Source organism: Alteromonas mediterranea DE, assembly GCF_000020585.3.
Lineage (GTDB): Bacteria > Pseudomonadota > Gammaproteobacteria > Enterobacterales > Alteromonadaceae > Alteromonas > Alteromonas mediterranea.
This window is the reverse complement of record NC_011138.3, coordinates 3,424,710-3,450,792: the sequence shown is the minus strand read 5'-3', so window position 1 is coordinate 3,450,792 and position 26,083 is coordinate 3,424,710. Positions and strand designations below refer to the sequence as shown.

Annotated in this window: 24 protein-coding genes; 12 read left to right on the top strand and 12 right to left on the bottom strand. The window is 45.0% G+C overall.

All coding sequences use genetic code 11. The features are described from left to right. Positions 1–200: 200 nt before the first annotated feature. The gene (locus MADE_RS15310) at positions 201–1,217 is read right to left on the bottom strand and encodes an AraC family transcriptional regulator (RefSeq protein ID WP_232363065.1); all 1,017 of its coding nucleotides are present in this window, start codon (positions 1,215–1,217) and stop codon (positions 201–203) included. A gap of 312 nt (positions 1,218–1,529) precedes the next feature. Between MADE_RS15310 and MADE_RS20955 the strand changes: the two genes are divergently transcribed. The 3 genes from MADE_RS20955 to add all read left to right on the top strand — a co-directional run bounded on the left by MADE_RS20955 (position 1,530) and on the right by add (position 3,860). Then, positions 1,530–1,760: an SRPBCC family protein gene (locus MADE_RS20955; RefSeq protein WP_012519540.1), complete on the top strand. Its 231-nt coding sequence runs from the start codon at positions 1,530–1,532 to the stop codon at positions 1,758–1,760. Further along, positions 1,747–2,559: a sterol desaturase family protein gene (locus MADE_RS15300; RefSeq protein ID WP_012519539.1), complete on the top strand. Its 813-nt coding sequence runs from the start codon at positions 1,747–1,749 to the stop codon at positions 2,557–2,559. Before MADE_RS20955 ends, MADE_RS15300 begins: the two co-directional genes overlap by 14 nt. 287 nt (positions 2,560–2,846) lie before the next feature. Beyond that, positions 2,847–3,860 carry an adenosine deaminase gene (add, locus tag MADE_RS15295; RefSeq protein ID WP_012519538.1) on the top strand — a complete coding sequence of 338 codons (1,014 nt, stop codon included), beginning with the start codon at positions 2,847–2,849 and terminating at the stop codon, positions 3,858–3,860. A gap of 69 nt (positions 3,861–3,929) precedes the next feature. Here the strand turns inward: add and MADE_RS15290 are convergent, their stop codons facing one another. Beyond that, the gene (locus MADE_RS15290; protein WP_012519537.1) at positions 3,930–4,175 is read right to left on the bottom strand and encodes a DUF4282 domain-containing protein; all 246 of its coding nucleotides are present in this window, start codon (positions 4,173–4,175) and stop codon (positions 3,930–3,932) included. 173 nt (positions 4,176–4,348) lie between these two features. Next, on the bottom strand, positions 4,349–5,272 hold the full coding sequence (locus tag MADE_RS15285) for a 1-aminocyclopropane-1-carboxylate deaminase/D-cysteine desulfhydrase (RefSeq protein ID WP_012519536.1): 924 nt from the start codon (positions 5,270–5,272) through the stop codon (positions 4,349–4,351). 107 nt (positions 5,273–5,379) lie between these two features. Here MADE_RS15285 and MADE_RS15280 point away from each other — a divergent pair, with 107 nt between their 5' ends. Beyond that, complete coding sequence (locus MADE_RS15280) at positions 5,380–5,940, top strand: chalcone isomerase family protein (RefSeq protein ID WP_023559871.1); 561 nt, start codon at positions 5,380–5,382, stop codon at positions 5,938–5,940. Positions 5,941–5,997: 57 nt separating this feature from the next. Beyond that, positions 5,998–6,555, top strand: coding sequence for a DUF3833 domain-containing protein (locus tag MADE_RS15275; RefSeq protein ID WP_012519533.1), 558 nt, complete (start codon positions 5,998–6,000; stop codon positions 6,553–6,555). Positions 6,556–6,568: 13 nt separating this feature from the next. On the opposite strand, the gene MADE_RS15270 is transcribed toward MADE_RS15275, so the two are convergent. The 3 genes from MADE_RS15270 to aceK form a co-directional block, all read right to left on the bottom strand. After that, complete coding sequence (locus tag MADE_RS15270; RefSeq protein ID WP_012519532.1) at positions 6,569–7,975, bottom strand: HAMP domain-containing sensor histidine kinase; 1,407 nt, start codon at positions 7,973–7,975, stop codon at positions 6,569–6,571. Further along, complete coding sequence (locus tag MADE_RS15265; protein ID WP_012519531.1) at positions 7,972–8,652, bottom strand: response regulator transcription factor; 681 nt, start codon at positions 8,650–8,652, stop codon at positions 7,972–7,974. Before MADE_RS15265 ends, MADE_RS15270 begins: the two co-directional genes overlap by 4 nt. Positions 8,653–8,871: 219 nt before the next feature. Continuing rightward, on the bottom strand, positions 8,872–10,605 hold the full coding sequence (gene aceK / locus MADE_RS15260; protein ID WP_012519530.1) for a bifunctional isocitrate dehydrogenase kinase/phosphatase: 1,734 nt from the start codon (positions 10,603–10,605) through the stop codon (positions 8,872–8,874). A 178-nt stretch (positions 10,606–10,783) separates the two neighbouring features. Here aceK and MADE_RS15255 point away from each other — a divergent pair, with 178 nt between their 5' ends. After that, a complete protein-coding gene (locus tag MADE_RS15255) occupies positions 10,784–11,182 on the top strand; it encodes a response regulator (protein ID WP_012519529.1) in 399 nt (132 codons plus the stop codon). Between the two features lie 146 nt (positions 11,183–11,328). On the opposite strand, the gene arsB is transcribed toward MADE_RS15255, so the two are convergent. The 6 genes from arsB to MADE_RS15225 form a co-directional block, all read right to left on the bottom strand. Next, a complete protein-coding gene (gene arsB / locus MADE_RS15250; protein ID WP_012519528.1) occupies positions 11,329–12,384 on the bottom strand; it encodes an ACR3 family arsenite efflux transporter in 1,056 nt (351 codons plus the stop codon). Positions 12,385–12,396: 12 nt separating this feature from the next. Then, positions 12,397–13,080 carry an arsenical resistance protein ArsH gene (gene arsH / locus MADE_RS15245; protein ID WP_232363126.1) on the bottom strand — a complete coding sequence of 228 codons (684 nt, stop codon included), beginning with the start codon at positions 13,078–13,080 and terminating at the stop codon, positions 12,397–12,399. A 62-nt stretch (positions 13,081–13,142) separates the two neighbouring features. Further along, positions 13,143–13,610, bottom strand: a complete 468-nt coding sequence (locus tag MADE_RS15240; RefSeq protein WP_023559869.1) for an arsenate reductase ArsC — start codon at positions 13,608–13,610, stop codon at positions 13,143–13,145. Positions 13,611–13,725: 115 nt separating this feature from the next. Next, a complete protein-coding gene (locus tag MADE_RS15235) occupies positions 13,726–14,058 on the bottom strand; it encodes a metalloregulator ArsR/SmtB family transcription factor (protein WP_012519525.1) in 333 nt (110 codons plus the stop codon). A gap of 138 nt (positions 14,059–14,196) precedes the next feature. Next, positions 14,197–14,883, bottom strand: a complete 687-nt coding sequence (locus tag MADE_RS15230) for a protein-tyrosine phosphatase family protein (protein ID WP_012519524.1) — start codon at positions 14,881–14,883, stop codon at positions 14,197–14,199. 223 nt (positions 14,884–15,106) lie between these two features. Further along, positions 15,107–16,264 carry an S-(hydroxymethyl)glutathione dehydrogenase/class III alcohol dehydrogenase gene (locus MADE_RS15225; protein ID WP_012519523.1) on the bottom strand — a complete coding sequence of 386 codons (1,158 nt, stop codon included), beginning with the start codon at positions 16,262–16,264 and terminating at the stop codon, positions 15,107–15,109. A gap of 191 nt (positions 16,265–16,455) precedes the next feature. Between MADE_RS15225 and MADE_RS15220 the strand changes: the two genes are divergently transcribed. The 6 genes from MADE_RS15220 (at position 16,456) to ung (ending at position 26,021) form a co-directional block, all read left to right on the top strand. After that, positions 16,456–17,334 (top strand): LysR substrate-binding domain-containing protein, encoded by an 879-nt coding sequence (locus tag MADE_RS15220; protein WP_012519522.1) that lies wholly within the window; start codon positions 16,456–16,458, stop codon positions 17,332–17,334. A gap of 121 nt (positions 17,335–17,455) precedes the next feature. Then, positions 17,456–19,960 (top strand): excinuclease ABC subunit UvrA, encoded by a 2,505-nt coding sequence (locus MADE_RS15215; RefSeq protein ID WP_012519521.1) that lies wholly within the window; start codon positions 17,456–17,458, stop codon positions 19,958–19,960. A 412-nt stretch (positions 19,961–20,372) separates the two neighbouring features. After that, positions 20,373–22,838 carry a bifunctional aspartate kinase/homoserine dehydrogenase I gene (gene thrA, locus MADE_RS15210; RefSeq protein ID WP_012519520.1) on the top strand — a complete coding sequence of 822 codons (2,466 nt, stop codon included), beginning with the start codon at positions 20,373–20,375 and terminating at the stop codon, positions 22,836–22,838. 125 nt (positions 22,839–22,963) lie between these two features. Then, positions 22,964–23,911 (top strand): homoserine kinase, encoded by a 948-nt coding sequence (thrB, locus tag MADE_RS15205; protein WP_012519519.1) that lies wholly within the window; start codon positions 22,964–22,966, stop codon positions 23,909–23,911. A 161-nt stretch (positions 23,912–24,072) separates the two neighbouring features. After that, the gene (gene thrC / locus MADE_RS15200) at positions 24,073–25,356 is read left to right on the top strand and encodes a threonine synthase (RefSeq protein ID WP_012519518.1); all 1,284 of its coding nucleotides are present in this window, start codon (positions 24,073–24,075) and stop codon (positions 25,354–25,356) included. Further along, complete coding sequence (gene ung, locus MADE_RS15195; protein WP_012519517.1) at positions 25,356–26,021, top strand: uracil-DNA glycosylase; 666 nt, start codon at positions 25,356–25,358, stop codon at positions 26,019–26,021. The genes thrC and ung overlap by 1 nt, the downstream gene beginning before the upstream one ends. The last annotated feature ends 62 nt before the right edge of the window (positions 26,022–26,083 follow it).

Genomic DNA, 26,083 nt, shown 5'->3' with positions numbered 1-26,083 from the left:
GCTTCCACTGACACATTAGTTTAATAATCGCTTAAGCGATAGTGAAATCAGTCTTATTTTTGGTCGGCAACCCGTGTTTTTTGCCCTGTTCTGTGACTTTTGGGAAACTTTGATTAGCGTTTTTAATATGTGCGCAACCAAAACAATGCAACGCAACGCTAAAGCACAGTACTCCTGACACGCAGGTTTCGTGTTAGCGCTTATTTCACTAATTGCTTTTGATACCGCAAAGGAGTAGTTGAATACCACTTTTTAAATGCGTGAGTAAACGAGGACTGCTCCTTAAATCCAAGTAAATCTGCGGTGTCAGCAATGGAGTGGTGCTTTAGCAGTTCGTCTAAGCGACATTTTCTTTCATCGTTAAGCAACTGTTGAAAACTAGTTCCGCTTAGCTTTAGTTTTCGTTGTAAGGTGCGAGGGCTAATGAAAAGTGCGCTAGCAATACGCTGTTGGTTGCACTCTTTTAACGTCGGCTGGGCTTTTAATAGTGCCTCAACGCTAACTCTAATGTGTTCAAATACATCAGTTTCACCCGGTGAATTACCCTGCTGATAGCATCGACGAAGTTCTGTCTCTGTTACTGCTATAAGCGCGCTAAACATTGCCCTATTTTCGCTAGTAAAGGGTATATGTAATAGCGACTGGGGGAAAATGATGGCATTGGTATCAGCTTCACCCATCACATCGCAGTTGAACCACGCTTCCAGCGTGCCCCGTTCACGAACACTGAGCGGAAAGGTAAACGTGATAGCATGTATTTGGCACGCCTGCCCCAATATTTTGTAGACGGTGGCAACCCAAGCGGTTGTATTGCGCAATACCATTTGTTTGCAATCGTCACTTTTTGGTTTCCAATTGATATGCACGTTGGTCGATTCATTAACGACGGTGGTGTTACCTATGTTTGCCACCAATGCGTCGAAGCGAGTTAACGCTTGAATGGCCTGAGCTAAATTTTCACAACTTTCCACCAAGTAGCCGAGTACGCCGTAGTCTTTCGCTTGAATATGTTTACCTAGCTCAAAGCCGAACAGGGAATTATTGGTAAGTAATGCGCCTTTGTTTAATAGCGAAACATAGTCCTGCATAGAAACCCGAGAGGAAGAAGGGGAAACTGCTGGCGCGCTGACTTGGGTTGTAATTTCTATTTCATTAAACCCTAAACTTACAAGATAGTTCACTATACTTTGTGCATAAGGCGGTGAAACTGATGGCATAGGCTTGTCGCAAAATAACAAAAACACTGACGCATTAGCGCAAGATAAATAGTGAATGTCAAATTATGCTTGATAGCGTTGGTGTCACAATAAGAAAAGAAGATAAGTGTCAAATGGTCAATGTTTATTACCAGAAGAAAATAGCAGCGAAACCCCAAGCGCTGCGTGATATTTTGCTAGACCACCACAACTTGAGTGATTTTTTCAACGCCTCTTTTAGCGTGTTACGGCAAGAAAATACAAATGAAATAAGCGGGGGGGAAAGGCTGCGTTCGAGAAGTATCAATACTAGGCGTTCGGTTTAAAGAGGAAATGGTTCACGCTGATGATAAGCGTATTGAATATCGTGTTGTCGGTGATTTCCCCGTAAAAGCGCATACAGGGTCTATCGAGTTTGTGCCTCAAGAGAATGCTACTTTGGTTTCTTATCGCATAAGGTGTCGTGCGCCTTGGTATATACCACGCTGGCTGCTTCAACGCCTTTTACAAAACGATGTTGAACAATGTTTGAATAGATTAGGAGCTCGTTTTGATTCCCGTTGAGCTTATTTTACTTGGTTTAAGCCCGGTTTTTTTACTGTGTGTTTTTGTGGAGTTTAACAAGGCACGGCAGTTTTATAACGTAAAAGACAGTGTGAACAATGCCTTACTTGCACTGCTTCATCAGGGCTCTGATGCTTTGGTATTACTACTATTAATGCCTTTGTTTCTATGGTTACACCAGTTTTCGTTATTTAACATAGAGCTTACGGCATTATCACTTTTTGCAGGTTTCATCCTGCAAGACTTTTTGTATTATTGGTTTCACCGGGCTTCACACAACATACACTGGTTTTGGCTGGCTCATGTGGTGCATCACAGCTCAACAAAAATGAATTTCACCACGGCGTTTAGGCAAAGCATTTTGTACCCATTTGTGGGCATGTGGCTCTTTTGGGTGCCAATGATTTTAATTGGGTTCACGCCAAGCTTAGTTTTTGCCATTGTAGCTATAAATTTGGCCTATCAGTTTTTTGTTCACACGCAAACAATTGGACATTTAGGCTGGGTTGAACATATTTTCAATACGCCTACGCACCATCGCATTCACCACGCGACGAACGCTCCCTATATTGATAAAAATTACGGTGGCGTGCTTATCATTTGGGACAAGTTATTTGGCACCTTTGTTCGTGAAGACAAAACGATAACGATAAAGTACGGCATTGTTGGGAAGATGCCGAAGGATAACCCACTTAGCGCCAATCTCAGTCAGCTTGGCGTACTTGTTGACCAGCTTCAGCAGGATAAAGGATTAAAAGCCAAGCTCAAAAGGCTGTTTGGTTACCCTGTTGAAAATTGATGAAATAACTTTAGTGCATTAAAGTTATAGCACAGCCAAAACTTTCAATTTGCACGATTTAGAGTTCAATAACGCACCGAATTAAAGCAATAAAGCAGCGCTAGATACGACGAAGCGGAAATAAAACTTTCTTCAAGCCCTAACTAAAATACTGAGGAAAGGTGAAGAGCCAAAGCTGGTTCTTATACGGGCACATTTTTTGCCTTTCATTTCTTTCTGGGTGACAAAATTATGCTCGCCAAGTTTTTACATTAATTAAGAAGGCGCTCAGTAGTAGGGGAGTTACAATGAAAGAGTTTATAGAAAAAATGCCAAAAGCTGAGCTTCACGTTCATATCGAAGGCACGTTAGAACCGGAACTAAGTTTTGCTTTGGCACAGAAAAACAAGGTTGCACTGAAAGCAAAGTCGCCTGAAGAAATGATAAATGCGTATGATTTTTACGATTTACCTTCTTTTCTCGATATTTACTATGCGGGTATGAGCGTTCTTATAGAAGAGGACGACTTCTACCAACTCACTATGGCATACCTTAAGAGAGCCGCAGCGCAAAACATAGTTTATGTAGAACTCTTCTTTGATCCACAGGCTCATACAATACGAGGCGTGCATTTCGATACCGTTATTAGTGGAATACACGCAGCGCAGAAGGATGCGCATTCTGAATTAGGCATAGAAAGCCAGCTTATCTTATGTTTTTTGCGAGACATGTCCGCAGAATCAGCAATGGAGCACCTAAATATGGCTGAGCCTCATCTTGACAAACTAATAGGAGTAGGCCTTGATTCCGATGAGAAGAATAACCCACCATTGAAGTTTGCCGAGGTGTTTTCAAAGGCACGAATGTGGGGCCTTAAATTGACGATGCACTGCGATGTTAATCAAAATAATACGCTAGAGCATATTCGGCAGGTTATCGAGGATATTAAAGTAGACAGGATCGACCATGGTGTAAATATCCTAGAATCTGACGCGTTATGTGAGCTTGCAAAATCGAAAGGTTTGGGATTGACCGTGTGTCCGGTTTCGAACAAGTTTGTAGTTCAATCACTTACCTCTAAAGAATTGAAAAAGATGCTGCAACAAGGGTTGCTGCCAAGTATCAATTCGGATGACCCTTCTTATTTTAGAGCTTACTTAAATGAAAACCTGATAGCGTTACAAGAAGAAGGGCAATTTAGTAAAGAGGACTTGGTTACGCTCGTTGCGAACAGTTTTAAAACCAGTTGGCTTTCTGAAAGTCGTAAACTGGAATACTTGGATACGCTAACACGTTATTCGGAGACTGTTGCCGTAGCGTGATTTTTGCTTCAGGTATTTCGTTTTGATTAAAGGTGCTGCGTAGAGCTGCACCCTTAATCAGAAGTAAAGTTACTCTTTATTGGCAATTTTTTGAAGGTTACTGTGAATTTTGAAAAGAACGATAAGTAGTTCACACCAAATTCTTGCACCAATACACCCTGATACAACGATAAATAGCCCGTATACGAAACTCGCATCGTATCCAACAAACATTGTAGATACGCCACTGACTACAGAGCCCAATAATAGCAGCCAATAGACAAAAGTAATTATTTTAGGGGTTAGCATTGAGTCGAAAAAGAAAATATCTTTCATAATCATTCCTTGATGAAGTTTGCAGGTAGCAAGCTTTAGTTTTTATACCGCATCCTGCGACAAACTTCTTTTTGTTATTGTTGGTTTATAATTTACGAGTAATGTGAGCAAGCCCACGTACTTAGTTGTATCACTCAAACATAGTTAAAACAATGCTTTGTAATAACAATACGTTACCTTGCACCTTGCAAACCGCCCGTGTGCAATACAACAATGCGAGAACGGTCTTCGAACTTACCTTTAGCCAACATATCTTTAACTGCCCAGAAGGCTTTGCCTGAGTAAACTGGCTCTATTTTAAATTCCATGTTGTCATTGAAGTCGTTGCAAAAGGTTTGAAGCTCATTTGGCGCTTTGGCGTAGCCACCAAAATGATAGTTATGATCAATATGCCAACTTGTCTGGTGTTTAGATATCGGAAGAAATTTCTGAACCAACCCCTCTAAATAGCCTTCACCTTTTAGTACGCCTATGCCAATGACTTTATGAAGAGAACGAAAGTCAGTAGCCGTTGTACGATTACGTTTATTTAATGCATTTATAATTCCCGCCAAGGTTGCGCCGCTTGCGACTGGCGCGACGATAAAATCAAAGTCTACCTCGATTTCATCGACCAAATCTTTTATCCCTTGAAGCGCTTGGGCTTGGCTTCCGCCCTCTGGGATGATAATCGCATCGGGAAACTGCAGCTTTAGTTCATTTAAATAAGCGCTATCGCTACGTTTTTTGTAGGTTATACGGTCCACATATTCAATGTGAGTTTGCCACTGTATCAAGTCTTTAATCATCGGTGAGGGGGTAGCCGAATAGTCACCTCGAATAATCGCGGTGAAAGGGATACCCAACTTAAAGCAGATAAAGCCTAGGGCGTGGAGGTGATTAGAGAAACCGCCCCCGAAACTCACTATTGCCTTGGGTAGAGAAGGGGGAAGAGCGTTACTTAACTTGCGCCATTTGTTCCCCGACATAATAGGGTGTATGGCGTCGTCTCGCTTAACGAAGAGCGATACCTTCTCAGCCCCTTTCCATTTTGGAAAAAACGGTTCTACAGGCGAAGGAAGTGTGAGTGAAGTTTTGAAATCTTCAAGGGATAGCACGGTAAGCGCCTATCTGTTATTGATCAAATGCATGGTGGAAAGAGTATAACCAGATAGCGAGTTAAGAAAAGAACCTAACTATTATTACACCTAATTCGAGCAAATTTATGGCTATAAAATCGACGTTGATATTTTCTATAGCGCTCATTGCGGGGGCGATGTTCATGGAAGATAACGCTTTTGCGGCAGCAGCGAGCTCAAAAAAAGTACAGTCTGAGCCTATTTCGCAGTATGTGCCTAATGCCAAATTAGTGGGCAAAGGAATGTTTTCTTACTACTTTTGGGATGTTTATACCGGAGAGTTAATCGCGCCTAACGGTACGTACAACAACGAACCGCCCTTTGCGTTGCGTTTAACTTATCAGCGTGACCTTGAAGGGAAGAAAATAGCCAAGCGCTCCATTGATGAAATGAAAAAGCAAGGCGATGTATCTTCGGACAATGCCGAGCGATGGCTGGCGTTGATGGAAGATATTTTTCCTGATGTTACAGAAGGCGATGTCATTACCGGTATTGCGACAAAAGGCGGTAACAGTGTGTTTTACGTCAATGGGGAAATGTCAGATGAAATTCAAGACGCGACATTCACCCAGCGCTTTTTCGATATTTGGCTGAGCGAGAAAACGTCAGAGCCTAAGTTTAGGAAAAAGTTACTCGGGGAAGGATAAGAGAATCATCTCCCTTTTAACATATTGCGGATCTTTTGGTATGTCAGGAATATAACAATGATAAAAAATGCGATGAAAGTAGTGCTGGGTTTAAGCATAGCTAGTTTAAGTGTACTAGGCCTTTCGGGCTGCTCTGTGTCAGTTGAAGGGGAAGATTATCAGTCGATAGCCCCTACGTTTAATATTGAACAGTTCTTCGATGGAAATGTGAAGGCATGGGGTATTGTTCAAAATCGCTCAGGCGAGGTGGTACAGAGGTTTGTAGTTGATATTGACGGTTCAATTAACGGCAATACACTCACGCTAGACGAAACGTTTGATTACGGTGTAGGCGAGGGGCCGGGTTCACGTACCTGGAAAATTGTGAAACAGAGTGATAATACCTATGTAGGGCGGGCTGGTGACATCGACGGACCGGCTAAAGGCACGAGCTACGGCAATGCGTTTAACTTTCACTACGAAATGGATTTACCGGTGGATGACACAACCTATTCGGTGACCTTTGACGATTGGTTTTGGGCATTTGATGACAGCACCATGATGAACCGCTCGTACATTCGTAAGTTTGGTATTGTCATGGCCGAAGTGACCATATTTATGCAAAAGCAGCCTTAAGGCTGCTTCTACGTTAACGTTTGAATGTAAACACGACGCCCAGGCCATGCCCTTTCATTAAAGGGTCGTGAACGAACCATGTTTTCCCTTCATGAAGCCTTACAATAGCCGATACAAGAGATAAGCCCAGCCCATTTCCTTTGCTGGTTCTGCTGCCATCTGCGCGATAAAAGCGGCGCTCTAAATTGATAATTTCGTTTTCACCTACGCCCACCCCTTCATCAAAAACAGATATAACGAAATGGTGAGGTGTTTGACATAGTTCAACGGTTACTTCGCTATCGTCGTGAGAGTATTTGATGGCGTTGTCAAGTACGTTAGCCACTGCTTGAAAAAGCAAATTAGGGTCCACCGTCATGGTGACCGGTGCAAGGCTGCTTGATAAATGAATATTACGCTCTTCTGCCAGTGGATGATAAAGGTCGACAACGTCCTCGACAATGGCACGGACATCGGTAGTGCAAAACCCTTCTTTCTTGTTTGTTGTCTCAAGTCCACTAATACGCAGCAAGCTGTTGAACATGTTAAGTAAGTTGTCGGCTTCTTGCGTGGTGTCGGTGCGAAGTTCGTCGTCTTCAATTTTTTCTAGGGTGTTGCGAAGTCTTGAAAGCGGGGTACGCAAGTCATGTGCGATGCTATCGGTTACCGACTTGATGTTGTTTACCGAGCTTTCGATAGTATCGAGCATTTGATTGAATACAATGGAAAGGCTGCTTAAATCATCCCAGTTGCTGTCAATTTGAAGTCGCTCCTGCAGGCTACCGGTTTTAATGATTTTATCTGCAGTTTGAGACATACGATTTATTCGATTCACCACGTAAACCGCAATAGCAAAACTAAGAATACTCAAGGTGCATAAAAGGACAACAATAATCCAGCTGAAGGTTTTTCCAAACCACTGGGCGCTGTACAAATCATCAATGCCACGTCCAACATAAAGCGTATAGTCGCCAAGGGCTTCTTCTCTCATTAGGGCTTGATGGAGTGTTTTGCGAGCCGCATTACCAGGGCGGGTAATTACTATTTCTGCGGTATCGAAGCTCGCCCCAGTATGGCGTTCTAACACCAATGGAATGGATGATAAATTGCCCGCTACAATCTGGTTATCTTTGCTAAGTACTACGAAAGAGCGTGTATTATCAGAGGGTTGACCATGAGCGGTATCCGAGGCAGTAACGCCAGATGTGAGACTATTAGAGGCAATAGCCGTTCTCACTGCCTCAATGCCAAGGCTTTCGTACAGGGTGACAAGCGCATTTGTTTTGGCGTTAACGGCAGCATTAGATTCGGAAATAAATAAATCGCTACTCGTTAATCGCCAAAAATAAACAATTAGAACAATGGCTATGCAAGCTAGGGTTGTGAGCAATACGCCTACGCGAAAACTGGAGCTACGCGTAAAGTCGCGTATCGCTATCATGCAAGCCCATCCGCTATGCGATAACCGGTACCGCGAACGGTTTCAATAAGCGGAACATTAAACGCTTTATCAACTTTTTGTCGCAAGCGGCTAATATGCACGTCGATAACATTGGTTTGCGGATCGAAATGATAATTCCAAACTTGCTCTAGCAGCATGCTCCGGGTAACAACCTTACCCTTGTGACGAAGCAAACACTCTAAAAGCTGAAACTCTTTCGATTGAAGATCAATTTCTTGATCGCCTCGCAACACTTTGCGATTTACTAAATCGAGGGTGAGATCGCCGACTTTGATGAGGGTTTTATCTTCACCGTCTTTGTTGCGACCAGCTAAACCTTCAACACGCGCCAACAATTCCTCGAAGGCGAAAGGTTTGGTCAGGTAGTCGTTTGCGCCTGTGCGTAGACCTTTTACCTTGTCTTCAACTTGGCTCTTGGCACTTAATAGCAGAACGGGTGTGGTGTTACCTTCCTCTCGTAGTTTTTCCAAGACAGAAAAACCGTCAAGTTCCGGCAGCATTACGTCTAAAATTACCGCATCTAACTCATTACTTGAGGCTTCGTTGAAGCCTGATGCGCCGTCACCAACGGTAATACATTCATGCCCTTCACCCAATAGTCCATTTGCAATGTGCGAGGCAACTTTAGGATCATCTTCTACAAGTAGCACTTTCATTATTACGCTTCTTTTGTTTATCTACATTCACACGCTTGATTGGCATTGCTGCTACCCTAAAAAGGAGATTATTTTACAGCAAGCGAACTCAAACAGTCGCAAAGCATTAAGCTTTCTTATGCTTTTACGAGTGTTAAGTAATGAAACGATCACTTTTAAGCCTTGGTATGTAGCTCGGAATTAGTCGTGTTTACCAAGGCTTAGACTTATGGCTAAGCCTTACTCGTCTCGGTCAAATCGCCTGTTTGCCCGGTATGGCGTAAAATGTTGAACATCGCCGCGGGCGCACTTTTTTTGTACTTCATGCCAGTACTCGGGGGTCATAAGATCACCATGTAGCGACTTTAGAATATCTTTAAACTTGCGCTTCCCTACAATGAAGTGTTCGAATTGTTCGGGAAATACGTCGTTTGGGGCAACGGAGAGGGTATCAATAGCATATGGGTCATCCGACTTTGGCAACGCCCTAAAGTTACGCTCGTTCATTATACATATTTCATCATAGTCGTAAAATATCACACGGCCATGACGGGTGATGCCAAAGTTTTTGTGTAGCATGTCTCCCGGAAATATATTGGCCATTGCTATTTGTTTTATGCAAAGCCCCAACTCGTCTAACGCTCGTGTTACCTTTTCTTCGTCTGTTTCTTGCTGTAGATATAAGTTAAGCGGCGTCATTTTCCGCTCAATGTACATATGTTTAATGATGAGTTCAGATTCAGTGAATTCTAAGCTCGAGGCGCACGTCTCTTTTAGTTCTTCGATTAATTCAGGCTCAATTCTATCTAGCGGAAATCTAAAGTTTACGTATTCGTGGGTGTCAGCCATTCGGCCCACGCGGTCTGACATTTTTACCAGCTTGTAGCATTCTTTAACGTGCTGGCGCGTGATCTTTTTACTTTCAGCGAATTCGTCTTTGATGATTTTAAACACCACACCATAAGAGGGTAGGTGGAATACCATCATAACAAGGCCGCGTATTCCCGGGGCCGCTTCAAATTTATCGGTTGACTCACTCAAGTGCTGCAAAAAGTTACGGTAGAAAACCGTTTTGCCGTGTTTGTAGTGGCCCATCGACATATAAAGCTCAAAGTGCTTTTTGTTGGGAAGTAGTTCTTGAAGAAAGGCAGCCACTTCTGCAGGGTTTTGAGTATCAGCCATAAAGTAGCTGCGGGCAAACCCGAATATAACGCTTAAATCTTTGCGGTCGGTAAGCAGTGCATCAACGAACATGTTGGGGTCATTGTATCGTCGCATGGCGATAACAAAAGGCAGGGTTTCATCTGGCATGCAAATACGCCCAATGAGGTAAGCTGCTTTACCTCTGAAAAACGTAGGTTTAAGAATTTCTACTGCCTGAACACTTGCTAGTTGCGCTTTGTCAAGGCGTGCGCGAAGAGCTTCTTCTAAGTGCTGAAGGTCGCGCTCAAAATTCTCGAATGGAATATTGTAGCGGTAAATTTTGAAAATAGACTCGTACATCTCACGCACGGTTGTTGTTGTATCGAAGCTATTAACTACCTTGTCCCTGTCTTGCCCTGGTAAAAAGCAACGGCTGGGCAATACGAACATCATGTCATTGTCAATTTTGCGATGCTTGAAAAGTCTGCCGATAACAGAATTATAAAAGGTTTCTGCCAACTCGAACTGCGGGTGGCCCTCTAGCTGTAAGGCGAACACTTTTTTAAGCTGTTGCCAGAAAGCGTCGTCTTTTTGATGGACCTGCGTTAACTGATAAATTTCAGCAACGGCATCAGATAAACTTTGCTCGTATATGGTGATGCGTTCTTTTGAGGCGAGTTGGGTTTCTTTCCAATTGCCCTTTTCAAACCGCTCTTGAGCGCCACGGGTGATGCGGGTGAACCACCGATAACTCTTGTCGAAATGGGATAAAATTTGATAGGCCACCTTTCGCACCAAATTCTTATCTTGGCTTGCAGCTAACTCTTGCATGGGCATGTATTCCTTTTTTCACTCCACGTTATATCTACCACAAAACCGGCCCTTAAGTGAGGGGAGTTTGCTGAACATAGCGCGTAAGTAGCCATAAATCAGGTACTTTTTGTTTTATTATACTTTCGTTTAAGGTATTCTGATGACGGATTAATAACCAATTATACGATTGAAGCTGATGGGTTTTAATATATTAATTTGTGATGACTCAGCGCTCGCACGAAAAATGGCAAGAAGCAATTTACCTACGGGCTTTGCTGAAACCATTTATGAAGTGTCTAACGGTATGGACGCTTTAGAAGTACTAGCGCATCACACCATAGATTTGGTATTGCTCGACCTCACCATGCCTATCTTAGGTGGTATTAGTGTTCTAAGTGAAATTAAACACCGTCAGTTAGAAACCTTTGTCATCGTGGTTTCCGGCGACATTCAGCCAATGATGCAAGAAAAGGTAATGTCGTTAGGTGCATTGGGCTTTATAGAAAAGCCCATTAAGCAAGACGAGTTAAAAGCCTTGTTACACCGCTTCGGTTTTATTCTTCCTGATACCTATCAAACTGCTATTGCTGTGTAGCTGCAAAACCGCGTAACTGGTTAAAAAAGAAGGGCGAACCCATGGTTCGCCCTTCTTTGTTATCTCTTCGTTAAAGCGCTGCTTTTACAATCGGCGTGGTATCCACAATGTTACACCAGCGCAGTGTTTACTGGTCTGAAACGATATCAGTTCGCCCCATCGAACCAGTGACGCGTTCTGTTAGCAAACCACACAAGCGACAACATTACTGGTACTTCAACCAGAACGCCCACTACGGTCGCTAACGCGGCACCGCTGTGTAGCCCGAACAGGGAAATTGCTACGGCTACGGCCAGTTCAAAAAAGTTAGACGTACCAATCATGCATGCAGGGGCTGCAATGTTGTGAGGCAGCTTCAGGCGTTTTGCGGCAAAATAGGCGATAGCAAAAATACCGTAGGTTTGAATAAGCAAAGGTATTGCTATTAGCACAATATCCTGTGGCTGCGAGAGAATAGTTTCTGCCTGCAGGCCAAACAGAATCACAATGGTCAAGAGCAAGCCAATAACTGAAAACGGCTTAAACTTATTTACCAGTGCATCGATAGCGCCTGTGTCTGTGCCAGCATTTTGGCCTGACGTAGTCGCCTTCTTCTTTTCTAAACTACGACGGGTTATATAGCCAGCTACAAGGGGAAGTACCACGTAAAGGGCCACCGAAAGAAGCAGCGTATCCCAGGGTACCGTAATATCTGTTACGCCCAGCAGCATGGCGGTAAGTGGCGCAAACGCAATAACCATAATAAGGTCGTTAATCGACACCTGAACCAGTGTGTAGTTAGCATCACCTTTGGTTAAATGACTCCATACAAATACCATGGCTGTGCAAGGTGCTACACCAAGTAAGATCATACCGGCGATATATTCAGTGGCCGTTTGCGGGTCTACCCAGTCGGCAAAAATGCCTTTAAAAAATAGCCAGCCTAAAAGGGCCATGGTAAAGGGTTTGATTAGCCAATTCACAACAAGGGTAAGCACTAAGCCTTTTGGCTTTTTACCCACGTCTTTGATAGAGCCAAAGTCAATCTGCACCATCATCGGGTAAATCATTAGCCAAATAAGTACGGCAACCACTAAGTTAACATGCGCGTATTCTAACGCCGCAATCGACTCGAATAGGCCCGGAACAGCATAGCCTAAGCCAACCCCGGCTATAATACAAAGGCCGACCCATACCGATAAATAACGTTCAAAAAATCCCATTTTATAACTCTCTTATATCGATTTTTGGTTAACGCGTTTGCTGACTTCTTCGGCGCTTTCGACGCGCTCAGAGTAGCGATCAACCAAGAACGCTTTGTTGTCGCGGGTAAGCAAGGTGAATTTAACTAACTCCTCCACCACGTCTACTATGCGGTTGTAGTAGGGAGAAGGTTTCATTCGGCCATCTTCTTCAAACTCGAGAAACGCTTTTGCTACCGAAGACTGATTAGGAATAGTTAACATACGCATCCAACGACCTAAAATACGCATTTGGTTTACCGCGTTAAACGATTGAGACCCCCCTGAGACCTGCATAATTGCCAAGGTTTTACCTTGCGTAGGGCGCACGCCGCCAAGGCTGAGCGGCACCCAATCTATAATGCTTTTCATGATCCCAGTAATGCTGCCGTGACGCTCTGGTGAGCACCATATTTGCCCTTCAGACCACATCATCAATTCCCGTAGCTCTTTAACCTTCGGGTGTGAATCATCTTCGGTGTCGGGTTGGGGTAAACCGCGAGGATCAAAGATTTTGGCTTCTGCACCAAAGTATTCAAGCAAACGCGCGGATTCTTCAATGACCAAGCGGCTGTATGAGCGTTCGCGAAGTGAGCCATAAAGCAATAAAATACGGGGTTTATGCTGTGAGAGCGTTGAAGCAAAGTTTGCCATTATGGGCTTGTGCATGTGTTCCATTACCGCATTATCAGACGGTGATTGCACAGAGGGTGTGCTGTTGTTTGATACCTCCTTGCTCATTAATTCGCTCCTAAATTTGATAGCGCCTCTTTAAGCGCGGCTTTATCTAGATTTTTGTCAGCAAGCTCAGCTAACGCGGCAACACGCTTTTCGATAATATCGATGGTGGTATTGAACGCCTTCGCTTTTTCTTCCTCTGTGCCTTTTAGTTTCGAAGGGTCTTCCAAGCCCCAGTGAACTTTAAGTGATTTACCAAAATACACGGGGCACGATTCGCCTGCTGCCGAGTCACATACCGTCACCACAAGGTCGGCATTATAGTCTTCAAACTCATCCCAAGATTGGCTTCTAAGGCCCTGGGTATCAATCCCACGCTCGGCCAAATATTTAAGGGAGAGCGGGTGTACTTCACCTACGGGCTGGCTTCCCGCACTGCGTGCTTCCACATTACCTTTAGATGCATTGGTGATAGCTTCGCACAGGATGCTGCGACAACGGTTATGCGTACAAATATATAGAATCTTCATGAAGCACCTTTTAATAGTCTTGTGTTACCGAAGTAACCTTTGTAGATATGAAACGGTTGATGGTGAACACCGGTCTTAAACTAACGTTTTATGGTTAATGTTGTGGGTAGAAATATTAACAGTCAGCGCACGTTAACTTGGCCAATGGGCCGTTGATGTACTCACCGTTGTGTGCGGCTGTATTGGTTATAACCTCTAATGCCCAAGACGGTAATTCAGGGTGAAGTTTGTAGTACACCCATTTACCTTTACGCGTATCAAGCACTAAGCCGCACTTGCGAAGGTCTGCAAGATGTCGAGAAATTTTTGGCTGGCTTAATTGCAGGGCGTCGGTAAGGTCACACACACACAATTCACCTTTCACGCTAAGCATAAGAAGCGTTTTTAGGCGGGTGTCTTCTGACAGGCACTTAAAAAATGTTAAGGGCGAAAGTAAGCACGTAGACATAAGTTCCATCACATATGAAATTTCGTATGTGATGTATCGTATATGAAATTTCATATGTGTCAATAAGGTATCTGAAATTTCATATATGTGTAATAGGAATGAAGTGGTTTAAAAAACTAATTAAGGAAGCGCTGAAATTTATTGGCTTTCAGAGGCGGCCTCAAACGACATCGCTACTTGTTTACCGTTTACCCCATTGTAGTGGGTGATAACTTCATTCATAAAGGCATACCACGTAGGGTTAGGGTGCCAAATAGCCATAAGATCTTTCTTGGCAGTTTGTTCATTTTCTCCAAGTACGTTAATTCTGTATAGGTAGGTAAAAGCGGCACCCCGCCAATTCAGTTTACAGTGAGTGAGTACCTTATCTTTATTGACATCTACGTTTTGCATAAACGCTGCGTAATTTAAAAAGTTAGCGAGCGTAGGGCCTTCCCAATCAACGGGTACATTAAAGTAATCGAGCCCTAATTCTGAGGTAGTTAAAATCTCACTCGCTCGATCTCCCGGGATCAAATCTATAACGTGAGTTAGCCCTTTCTCCTTTAGCAAAGAAAGATGAGAGGCATCAGGCAAGCCAGAAGAATACATAAAGGGCGCGTTTTGTTGGTAGTTGGTGAGTGTTGTAAGGGGCGGTGCGGTACTCATCGGCGTTTCGTCACCTGCTTGCTGTGTTGAACTGTCTTCATGATAAGCGTTTGCGCATAAACTCAATCCTAGCCCTACGCTAATACACGCAATAGTAACAACGCGACCTAATTTAGACTTTTGAAGCGATGGTGTATTTTTCATTTTTGCAAGTACTGCAAGTTGGGTCTTTTTCATAATGGAAAGCCCAATGCTGACACGGCTAAATAGTGACGTTGTTAATACCTTCTTACGTTACACATTTGCTTACTTATTGTCCAAGGTATAAAAGCCATTGTTAAGTATTTACTATCGGCTTTAGCATTAAGTACCATGGGGCGTTAGAGCAGGGCGTGATTTGAAGAGAATAAAAAAAGGAGAGGCCTAACCTCTCCTTTGCGTTCTTACAAGTAGCTAACGCTTACTTATCCATATGCACAACAGAGCGAATACTTTCGCCTTTGTGCATTAAGTCAAAGGCGTCATTGATTTCATCAAGGCCCATGGTGTGAGTAATGAACTCTTGAAGACCAAAGTCACCATTAAGGTATTGTTCAACAATGCCAGGAAGCTCTGAACGACCTTTTACACCACCAAAGGCAGAGCCGCGCCATACACGACCTGTCACTAGCTGAAATGGACGAGTTGAAATTTCTTGGCCCGCACCGGCTACACCGATAATTACTGACTCGCCCCAGCCTTTGTGGCAGCACTCAAGGGCAGAGCGCATTACGTTCACATTACCGATACACTCAAACGAGTAGTCAACGCCACCGTCGGTCATTTCAACAATGACTTCCTGAATAGGCTTGTCGAAATTCTTAGGGTTTACTACATCAGTTGCGCCAAGCTGTTTGGCTAGGTCGAATTTACTTTCGTTGATATCAATACCAATAATGCGACCCGCGCCTGCCATACGTGCGCCGATAATGGCTGATAAACCGATGCCGCCTAAACCAAAGATAGCAACCGTGTCACCTTCTTGAACCTTAGCCGTTTTAAGTACTGCACCCATACCTGTAGTTACACCACAACCCAATAGGCAAACTTCGTCCAGCGGGGCATTTTTGTTTACTTTCGCTAGCGATATTTCAGGTAGAACTGTGTACTCAGAAAACGTTGAACAGCCCATATAGTGATAAATTGGCTCGCCATCTTTAGAGAAACGGCTTGTGCCGTCTGGCATTAGGCCTTTACCTTGGGTTTCGCGTACCGCTTGGCAAAGGTTAGTTTTGCCTGATTTACAGAACTTACACTCGCCACACTCAGCGGTATAAAGTGGAATAACATGATCGCCAACGTTTACACTAGTAACACCTTCACCGACCATTTCAACGATACCGCCACCCTCGTGACCCAGAATTGAAGGGAATACGCCTTCTGGATCGTCACCCGAAAGGGTAAACGCGTCAGTGTGGCATACGCCAGTAGCAACGATCCGAACGAGAACTTCACCTTTTTTAGGCAGCTCTACGTCAACTTCCTCCATTTTTAACGGCTCACCCGCGGCCCAGGCTACGGCGGCTTTAGACTTAATGTGGGTTTGACCTTCTTGCAATGAATCTTTGAACGATGCCATGTTATGACTCCTTTATATCAATTATTTGATAACGCTTTATAAGCCAAAGTATAGGAGACAGATTACTATTGATAAATACAGTTTTAGTAAATCACTTTTGCATATTTGTAATAATTTCGACGAATGAATAATATTAGGGGAGTGGAGCGCGACGTGCGTGTTAATGGCTGACGAATTTACGGGTAGCATTGATGAAATATTTAGAGGGCATAGCGGAGTTTTGCGCCGTTGCCGAGGTAGGTAATTTTACCGGTGCTGCCAATAAGCTGGATACGTCGGTGGCACAAATAAGCCGAAAAGTGGCGTCTTTAGAAAAGCAGCTTGGCGTAAAATTACTGCATCGTACTACGCGAAGCGTTTCACTCACCGAAGCCGGTACTTTATATTGTGAACAAGCACTGCCAGCATTAAAAGCGCTCGAAGATGCCCAGCTATCAGTTAGCGCTTTGCAAAACTCACCGCAGGGTTTAATTAAACTCACAGCGCCTGTAGCATTTGGCGAAGCATTTATAGCACCGCTACTCAATGCATTTATGCAGAAGTATTCAGGTATTAGCGTGCAGTGCATTTTCTCGAATGAAAAGCTCGATATCGTGGATATGGGCCTCGATTTAGCCATTCGCATTGGAAAGTTGGAAGACTCGACGCTGGTGGCTAAAAAGCTTTCCACACGTCATTTATACGTGTGCGCAAGCGAGCAATACTTTAAGGAAAATGGTCGTCCAAAGACCTTAGAAGACTTAAAAAAACACACACTATTGGTGGGGTCGCAGCCCTATTGGCGTTTTCTAGTTGATAAAACCATACGTGCGATACCGGTACAGGGGCGCGTTAGATACAACAGTGGAAATGCGCTGTGCAGTGCAGCTATTGCAGGTTTAGGGCTCGCCCAGCTGCCTGGCTTTTATGTGCGAGAGGCGTTGGCTTCGGGTAAGTTAATTGAAGTATTTCCCCAATACAAAGATAAGCAAGAAGCGATATGGGCGGTGTTCCCTTCAAACCGTAATGTCGCGCCTAAAATTAGATTATTAGTGGATTTTTTGGCTCAACATATCGTCTCAGATAGTTAGCAAGCTGCCTGATTTACTGATCGAAAAAAAGCCAAAATCTCTACACACTATAACGTCTGTCGGTCTTTACATTGTTAAAAAGGGCCGCAGTTTCAGTGCAAATAACGATATAGGTGAATAGGTGCATAAGGATGAAGGGCGAATTCAGATACGCGGTGCTCGCGTACATAACTTAAAGAATATCAACGTTGATATACCTCGAGATTGCGTTGTCGTTTTTACCGGCGTATCTGGCTCAGGCAAGTCCTCGTTGGCGTTTGGTACGCTGTACGCCGAGGCGCAGCATCGTTATTTAGATTCCATATCGCCCTACGCCCGGCGTCTAATAGAACAAGTCGAAAAGCCAGAAGTTGATGCCTTGGAGGGATTACCGCCAGCCGTTGGCTTACATCAGCGTCGCCAAGCGCCGTCAGTGCGTTCATCTATAGGCAGTATAACTACCCTTTCTAACAGCCTGCGTATGCTTTATTCCCGAGCAGGGGATTACCCAGAAGGCCAAGCTATTATTTATGCAGACGGCTTTTCACCCAACACACCTGAAGGCGCATGCGAGCGGTGCGACGGTATCGGTAAAGTGTTTGATACTCAAGCTCAGCTTTTAGTGCCTGACGATACTCTAACCATTCGAGAAGGGGCTGTGGCGGCTTGGCCCGGTGCGTGGCAAGGTAAAAATCTTGTCCGGGTGCTGCTGTCTCTTGATATTGACGTGGATGTGCCGTGGCGTGAATTGCCGAAAGCGACGCGCGATTGGATCTTATATACAGACGAGGCGCCACAGATGCCTGTCTATCGAAATTACAACCTAGAACAAACGCGCAAAGCGCTAGCAGAGGGCGAACCTGCTAGCTATAAGGGGAAGTTTATAAGTGCCAGGCGTCACGTTTTAGATACCTTTAAAACCTCACAAAAAGAAAAAATTAAGCAGCGTATTTCTCGTTTCCTCTCCGTTACACCGTGCCCCCGTTGTCATGGTAAAAAGCTTAAGAAAAAAGCCCTTAACGTTACGGTAGAGGGTGTCGATATTATTGACTTTTCAAGGCTACCGCTGCGCGAGGTTAATGAAAAAATGAATAAGCTGCGGGGTTCAGTAGCAGGTAATACCTCAGAAAGGGCACAAGTCATAAGAAACATAGCGGACGATGTCATCGATAGAATTAAACCTATTATCGCGCTAGGTCTGCATTACCTTTCATTAGATAGAAGCACTACTACTATTTCGGTTGGCGAGTTACAGCGACTGCGCCTCGCTACTCAGCTAAAATCCAATTTATTTGGCGTGGTTTATGTTATGGATGAACCTTCGGCTGGGTTGCACCCTCGCGATGTCGAGTCCTTAGTTAATGCGCTTCATGATATTACTAAAGCGGGTAATTCTCTGTTGGTTGTTGAGCATAACCCCTATGTGATTAAAGGGGCTAAGTGGGTAGTAGATATTGGCCCTAGTGCCGGTAAAGAGGGTGGTGAGCTGATATTCAGTGGGCCAGTTGATGAACTCGCGAAGGTAGAGACTTCGCCAACCGCAGAATTTGTTTTCAATGACAAACCCCTCGTATCAAGAGAAAAATGTAACTCATCATTGACGCTAAGTCTTAAAAACGTGAGCAGAAACAATGTAAACAACATTGATATTGATATTCCCCTTGGTGTTATGACGACGGTTACTGGCGTTTCAGGCTCTGGAAAGTCGAGTCTTATTAGCCAAGCATTGGTGGAGCTAGTAAAAGAGGGATTGGGTAGCGTTAAAGATAAAACTGACGGTGAAGTTAATGAGGTCGCGTTACTTTCATCCGAAGATAAGGTTACCCAAGAGGGCTTTATCGCCAGCGGGTCAGATAATATAAGTCGCTTAGTGGTTGTAGATCAGTCTCCTATAGGCAGAACACCACGCTCGACGCTCGCAACCTACACGGGCATGTTCGACCAAATCAGACGCTTATTTGCTACCACTGACGACGCGAAAAGCCGTGAGTATGATGCCGGTCATTTTTCTTTTAACGTGACCAAAGGCCGATGTCCCAACTGTGAAGGACTAGGTGTAGTGTCGGTAGAATTACTATTTATGCCCAGTGTGTATTCACCTTGTTCGGTCTGTAATGGTTCACGGTTTAAGGATGAGGTTTTAGATGTTCACTATAAAAAACACTCTATTGCCGATATTTTATCTCTTACAGTCAACGAGGCGCAGGATGTCTTTGAGGATAACAGCGCAGTTTTGCGAGGGCTTAAAACACTAATTAACGTTGGCCTTGGTTATCTTACACTGGGGCAAAGTGCCACCGAGCTATCGGGAGGGGAGGCCCAGCGTATTAAGTTGGCCTCTGAACTTAAGCGTGCGCAAAACAATAACACCCTTTATGTGCTGGACGAACCAACCACAGGTTTGCACCTTTCAGATACTGCACTGCTTTTGGAGCACTTAAGTACGCTTGTGGATAGCGGTAATACCGTGGTGATGGTTGAGCATAATATGCAAGTGGCCGCCGCTAGTGACCACGTGATTGATATGGGGCCGGGAGCTGGCGAAGACGGTGGACAAATCGTGGCGTGGGGCACACCAAAAGACGTTGCGAAAAATAAGAAAAGCGCAACTGCGCCCTTTTTAAAGCAAGCTTGCAAAATAAATTAATCGGCAAAGGCCGCCGGTCGCTCATTTGTTTACTCATTTCGCATGCCGTATCTTTGTCATAGCAGCAACCACTGTGCAATAGGGCTTGGAGAAGCCAATATGCAGTATCACACTTAAACGCCGTAGTGAGGTAAAACGGGTTTGTACCTTAAAAAGAAATGTTTTTGAAAGAGTGTTTCACTTTTTGCAATACAGTGTGGTGAAAACTGCGGTTGACTTATAGACGTCTATACGGCAAATTGCTTGTATGAAAATGATTCTACTTACTCGCACCACCATGATGTCGATTACCACCTTAAAAAGGGCGGTCGCTGGCTAGTGCAAGTAAGCAAAAGACAACGAAAGCCCGCCTAACACAGAGCGGGCTTTTTTTTACACACGTTTTAGCATGCGTAACCTTAAGGAGCAGCATATGAAAGTCTTAAAGTTTGGGGGTTCTTCTCTAGCCGATGCACCGCGATACATGCGCGTTATGGAAATTAGCACGGCAACCCACCAAACCGACGGTGCTGCGGTTGTACTCTCTGCCCCTAAGGGGGTAACGAACGCGCTTTCACTATTGTGTGAACAAGCAGCCGCGGGTGAAGATTTCCAACCGTTATTCACTAAACTGAACGACACGGTTACCGGCATTGCCAACAACCTTAACGAAGAACTCGACGGCTTTGCCCACGCAAGCGTGGTAGATTTCATCAACAGTCACCTCAGTGTATTAAAGCAGCACCTTGAAGGCATAAAGTTGCTTGGCGTAGCGCCAGATAATGTTTCAGCGGGTATCCTAAGCATTGGTGAATATATTTCGGTTACGCTTTTCAGCGCCATGCTTTCAGCGAAGGGCATCGCTAACCGCGTTATCGACCCGGTAAAATATGTGCTTGCCGATGGCGAATACCTAGACAGCATTGCCGATGTGTCGCTAAGTAAGGCGCGTTTTTCAGACGTACCAAACGATGGCAGTGAGTTCTTAATAATGCCGGGTTTCGTCGCCGCTAATGAAGCGGGCGAAAAAGTAACGCTGGGACGCAACGGTTCAGATTATTCCGCAGCAATTTTAGCGGCGTGTATCGACGCAAGCTGTTGCGAGATTTGGACAGACGTAGATGGTGTTTACAATGCTGACCCGAACCAAGTAGAAGGTGCGGTACTGCTTGATAAATTGACTTATCAAGAAGCCATGGAACTGTCTTATTTTGGCGCTAAAGTACTTCACCCGAAAACCATTGGCCCTATCGCTCAACATCACATCCCGTGTTTAATCCGCAATACGCTTAATCCAGCGGCGCCGGGTACGCTTATCAGCAACGAAAAAAGTGAAGTATGGACGTCGGTTAAAGGTATTTCACAGCTTGATAACGTTACTATGTTTAACGTTGCAGGCCCTGGTCTTAAAGGCATGGTAGGCATGGCAAGTCGCGTGTTTGAAGTCATGTCGAATGCGAATATCTCTATCAGTTTAATTACTCAGTCTTCCTCTGAGTACTCAATCAGTTTCTGTATTCAAAGCAAGGACGCCCAGCGTGCGTTAACCTTACTTGAAGATGCGTTTGCACTAGAGTTACAAAATCAGCTGCTTGATCCAATCGAAGTGCGTCATGATCTTGCCATTGTTACCTTAGTGGGTGACGGTATGCGTCAAACCAAAGGCTTGGCGGCCCGTTTCTTTAACTCGCTTGCGCAAGCGAGAGTTAACAACGTAGCCATCGCGCAGGGCTCTTCTGAGCGCTCAATCTCTACGGTTATTGAAAGCAAGCGTGCGAAAAAAGCGGTAAAAGTCATTCATCAGAATTTTTTCTCTGACCGTCATACCATAGACGTATTCCTAGTAGGGTGTGGCAACGTGGGGACTGAGCTGCTAGGGCAGATTGAAAAGCAGCAGCCGGCACTGTTAAAGCGCAATATTCAGCTGCGTGTTTACGGTATTGCCAATAGCCGTAAGCTACTGTTAAACAGCCAAGGTATAGATTTAAGCGGTGACTGGAGCGCAGCACTTGATTCAGCGAGCGAAGGGTTGAGCGTTGAGCGCTTACACCAGTTTGCTAATGACAACAGCTTAGTGAACCCAGTTATTGTTGACTGCACCAGCCATGAAGCTATTGCCAATCAGTACGTTGATATGATGGAAAGTGGTTTCCACGTAGTGACGCCGAACAAAAAGGCGAATACCAGCGCCATGGCTTATTACCGTAAGCTGCGCAAAACGGCACTTTCTACTAACCGTCAATACCTTTATGAGACGACAGTGGGCGCAGGCCTTCCGGTTATTGATAACCTGCAAAAGCTGTTTAGCGCCGGTGACGTTCTGCATCGCTTTGAAGGTATTTTATCAGGCAGCTTGTCTTACGTGTTCGGCAAGCTTGACGAGGGCATGAGCCTGTCGCAAGCGACGCAAACAGCAAAAGACAATGGCTTTACCGAGCCAGATCCTCGCGATGATTTAAGCGGTATGGACGTAGCGCGTAAGCTGCTTATTATGGCCCGCGAAGCCGACCTAGAACTTGAGCTTTCCGATATAGAGATTGAGTCAGTATTGCCAGCAGGTTTTGCTGAAGATTGTTCCATTGACGAATTTATGCAGCAGCTACCTGAATTAGATGCTGCGATAAATGAAAAAGTGGAAGCAGCCAAAGCAGAAGGCAAAGTACTTCGCTATATCGGCAGCATTGAAGACGGTAAGTGCAAAGTAAGCATTCAGGCTGTGCCGGCAAGCAACCCGCTTTCACAAGTAAAAGACGGTGAAAACGCGCTGGCTATCAACAGTGACTACTATAGCCCAATTCCTTATGTGATAAGAGGCTACGGCGCTGGTGGTACGGTGACCGCAGCGGGTGTGTTTGCAGATATTTTGCGTACCATGCCGTGGAAGCAAATGGCGCACTAAAGGCTAACTGAAGCCTTGTAAAAGCGAAACGTAAATAATAAGCGGTTTAAGTAAGTCATTCGATTAGGCGAGCTAAGCAAAGCATGTGGCAGATGCTTAGTCGCCAGCGAAGTAAGAGAAATAATATGAAAGCATTAAAGGCCTTCGCGCCGGCATCAATAGGAAATGTAAGCTTAGGCTTTGACGTACTTGGCGCGGCCCTTGCGCCTGTTGACGGCACTAAGCTAGGTGACGAGGTTGAAATAACATCCGCTGAATCATTTTCGTTAGAAACAGTAGGGCGCTTTGCCCATAAGCTTCCAGGTGATACAGATAGCAATATTGTCACTAAGTGCTATCACTATTTTTGTGAGCAAATGGAAAAAGCAGGTAAGCCAACATCGCCGGTTGCTCTGACACTTCACAAGAACTTGCCTATCGGCAGTGGCCTAGGATCAAGCGCCAGTTCAATAGTGGCGGCGTTCGCAGCGCTAAATGCTTACTTCGATACGCCGTTTGACCAAGATACGTTACTTATCATGATGGGCGAATTAGAAGGGCAAATTAGCGGTAGCGTTCACTATGACAACGTAGCACCGTGTTATTTGGGCGGCATGACGCTAATGACGGGGAGCGAGGCGCCTGTCACACTGTCATTACCTCTGAACGACGACTGGTACTACGCCATTTGTTATTCGGGCATTAGCGTGTCGACAGCGGCTGCACGAGATATATTGCCTAAGCAAGTAGACATGGCAACAGCACTTACGTTTGGCCGCCAGCTTGGCGTATTTGTACACGCGTTACATGCAGGCAACTTTGACTTAGCTGCGTCGGTCATGAAAGATGTTATCGCCGAGCCCTACAGAAAGTCGCTACTGCCAGGCTTCGATGAAGCCCGCGCGTTTAGCGAAGAAACCGGCGCGCTGGCGTTCGGTATTTCCGGCTCAGGCCCAACGGTGTTTGCGGTTTGCTCATCGAAAGCGCAGGCAGAAAAGGTCGCAGCCTATTTAACTGAGAACTACATTCAGAACGAAGACGGTTTTAGTCATGTGTGCCAAATCCCTAGCCAGGGCACGCTAATTTCTGAATAATTGACGCAATAACTAAATCTGCCTAATTTCACTACATAGAAAACTGGGCAGCGCAACGCTCGCAAGCCAACGCGAATAATGCAGGCCATGCGAGTAAGCAAAGAAACAAATTAAAAGTTTGAAAGGGCGGAGAATTCGCCCAATAAAAAAGGTAACAGCAAGTGGAATTGGTAAATTTAAAAGATTCATCGGACACAGCGAGCTTTGCTGAAGCGGTAAAGCGTGGTTTAGGTAAGAACCAAGGGCTTTATTTTCCAGAGCATATTCCTACCTTAGACAATATTGACGAATTGCTGGAAAAGCCATTTGTAGAGCGCAGCATTGATGTGCTTCGTGCGCTTATTGGAGACGAGCTTAATAACGGCGAGCTTGAAGAAATTGTCAAAACAGCTTTCGCATTTGGTGCGCCGGTTGAACAGGTTAACGATAACGTTTATAGCCTAGAGCTTTTCCACGGCCCAACCCTTGCGTTTAAAGACTTTGGTGGCCGTTTTATGGCACAAACGCTCTCGCGTATAAGCGAAGGTAAGCCTGTGACTATCCTAACCGCCACGTCAGGCGATACAGGTGCAGCTGTTGCTCATGCGTTCCACGGTATCGACAATATCAACGTGGTTATCTTGTTCCCTAAGGGCAAGATCAGCGCGTTGCAAGAAAAGCTTTTCACTACGTTGGGCGGTAATATTCACACTGTAGCAATCGAATCAGATTTTGATGCATGCCAGTCCCTTGTGAAAACTGCGTTTGACGACCCAGATGTGCGTGAAGGTCTTCACCTCAACTCTGCGAACTCCATTAATATAAGTCGTTTACTGGCACAGGTATGTTACTACTTTGAAGCGGTTAGCCAACTGCCCAAAGAGAAGCGCGACCAGCTTGTTATTTCGGTACCTAGCGGTAACTTCGGTAATCTTACGGCAGGCATGATCGCTAAATCGTTAGGCCTACCGATTAAACGCTTCATTGCCGCAACTAACTTAAACGATACCGTGCCTCGTTACTTAAAAACGGGGGAGTGGGACCCGAAAGCGACGGTTGCCACTATGTCGAACGCAATGGATGTTAGCCAGCCGAACAACTGGCCGCGTATTGAAGCGTTAATTGAGCGTGGTTACATCGACAAAGCGTGCCTTAAGGGTGAAATGGTTGATGAAGAATATACTCAGCTTGCCATGCGCCAGCTAGCGCAGCAAGGCTACACCAGTGAGCCACACGCTGCTATTGCCTATCGCGCGGTAAGCCACGACCTGCAAGACGGTGAAATTGGCCTGTTTTTAGGTACTGCTCACCCAGCTAAGTTCAGAGAAACGGTAGAAAACGTATTGGGTAACCCAATAAGCTTGCCAAAGCCGTTAGCAGACGTAGCGGGCGAAGACAGCCTAGCGGTAGACTTACCTGCGTCCTATGATGCGCTTAAGCAGCACATGATGAACTTGCTTAAGTAATGACATCACTAACATGGCAAAGCGCGCTAGGTAACGAGAAACAAAAAGAGTACTTTGTTGAGTTACTTGAGCGCGTAAAGCAAGCGCGTGAAGCGGGTAGTGTTATTTACCCGCCTCAGCCTGATGTATTCAATGCGCTAAAATACACGCCGCTCGATAAAGTTAATGTGGTGATACTAGGGCAAGATCCTTATCACGGCCCTAATCAAGCCCACGGCCTTTGTTTTTCTGTTCAAGCAGGTGTGAAAACGCCGCCGTCGCTTAAAAACATGTACAAGGAACTATTGACCGATATCGACGGCTTTGTCGAGCCTAATCACGGTACGCTGACGCCATGGGCAGAGCAAGGTGTGTTGTTACTTAATACCGTACTTACCGTAGAGCAGGGCAAGGCACACAGCCATGCGAAGTGGGGGTGGGAAACCTTCACCGACAAAGTTATCGATGTGGTAAATGCGAACTGCGAGAACGTGGTATTTCTTTTGTGGGGCAGTCATGCGCAAAAGAAGGGTAAGCATATAGACCGCGAAAAACACAAAGTGTTACACGCACCGCACCCTTCGCCGCTTTCAGCCCATAGAGGCTTTCTAGGGTGTAAGCATTTTAGCCAAACCAACGAATACCTTGTTGAGAAAGGCAAAACCCCAATCAACTGGCAGGTGTAAATCTAGTTAGCATCGTGCTCTATTTAGAAGAATATGTAGCAACGCAACCAACACCTTGGGTA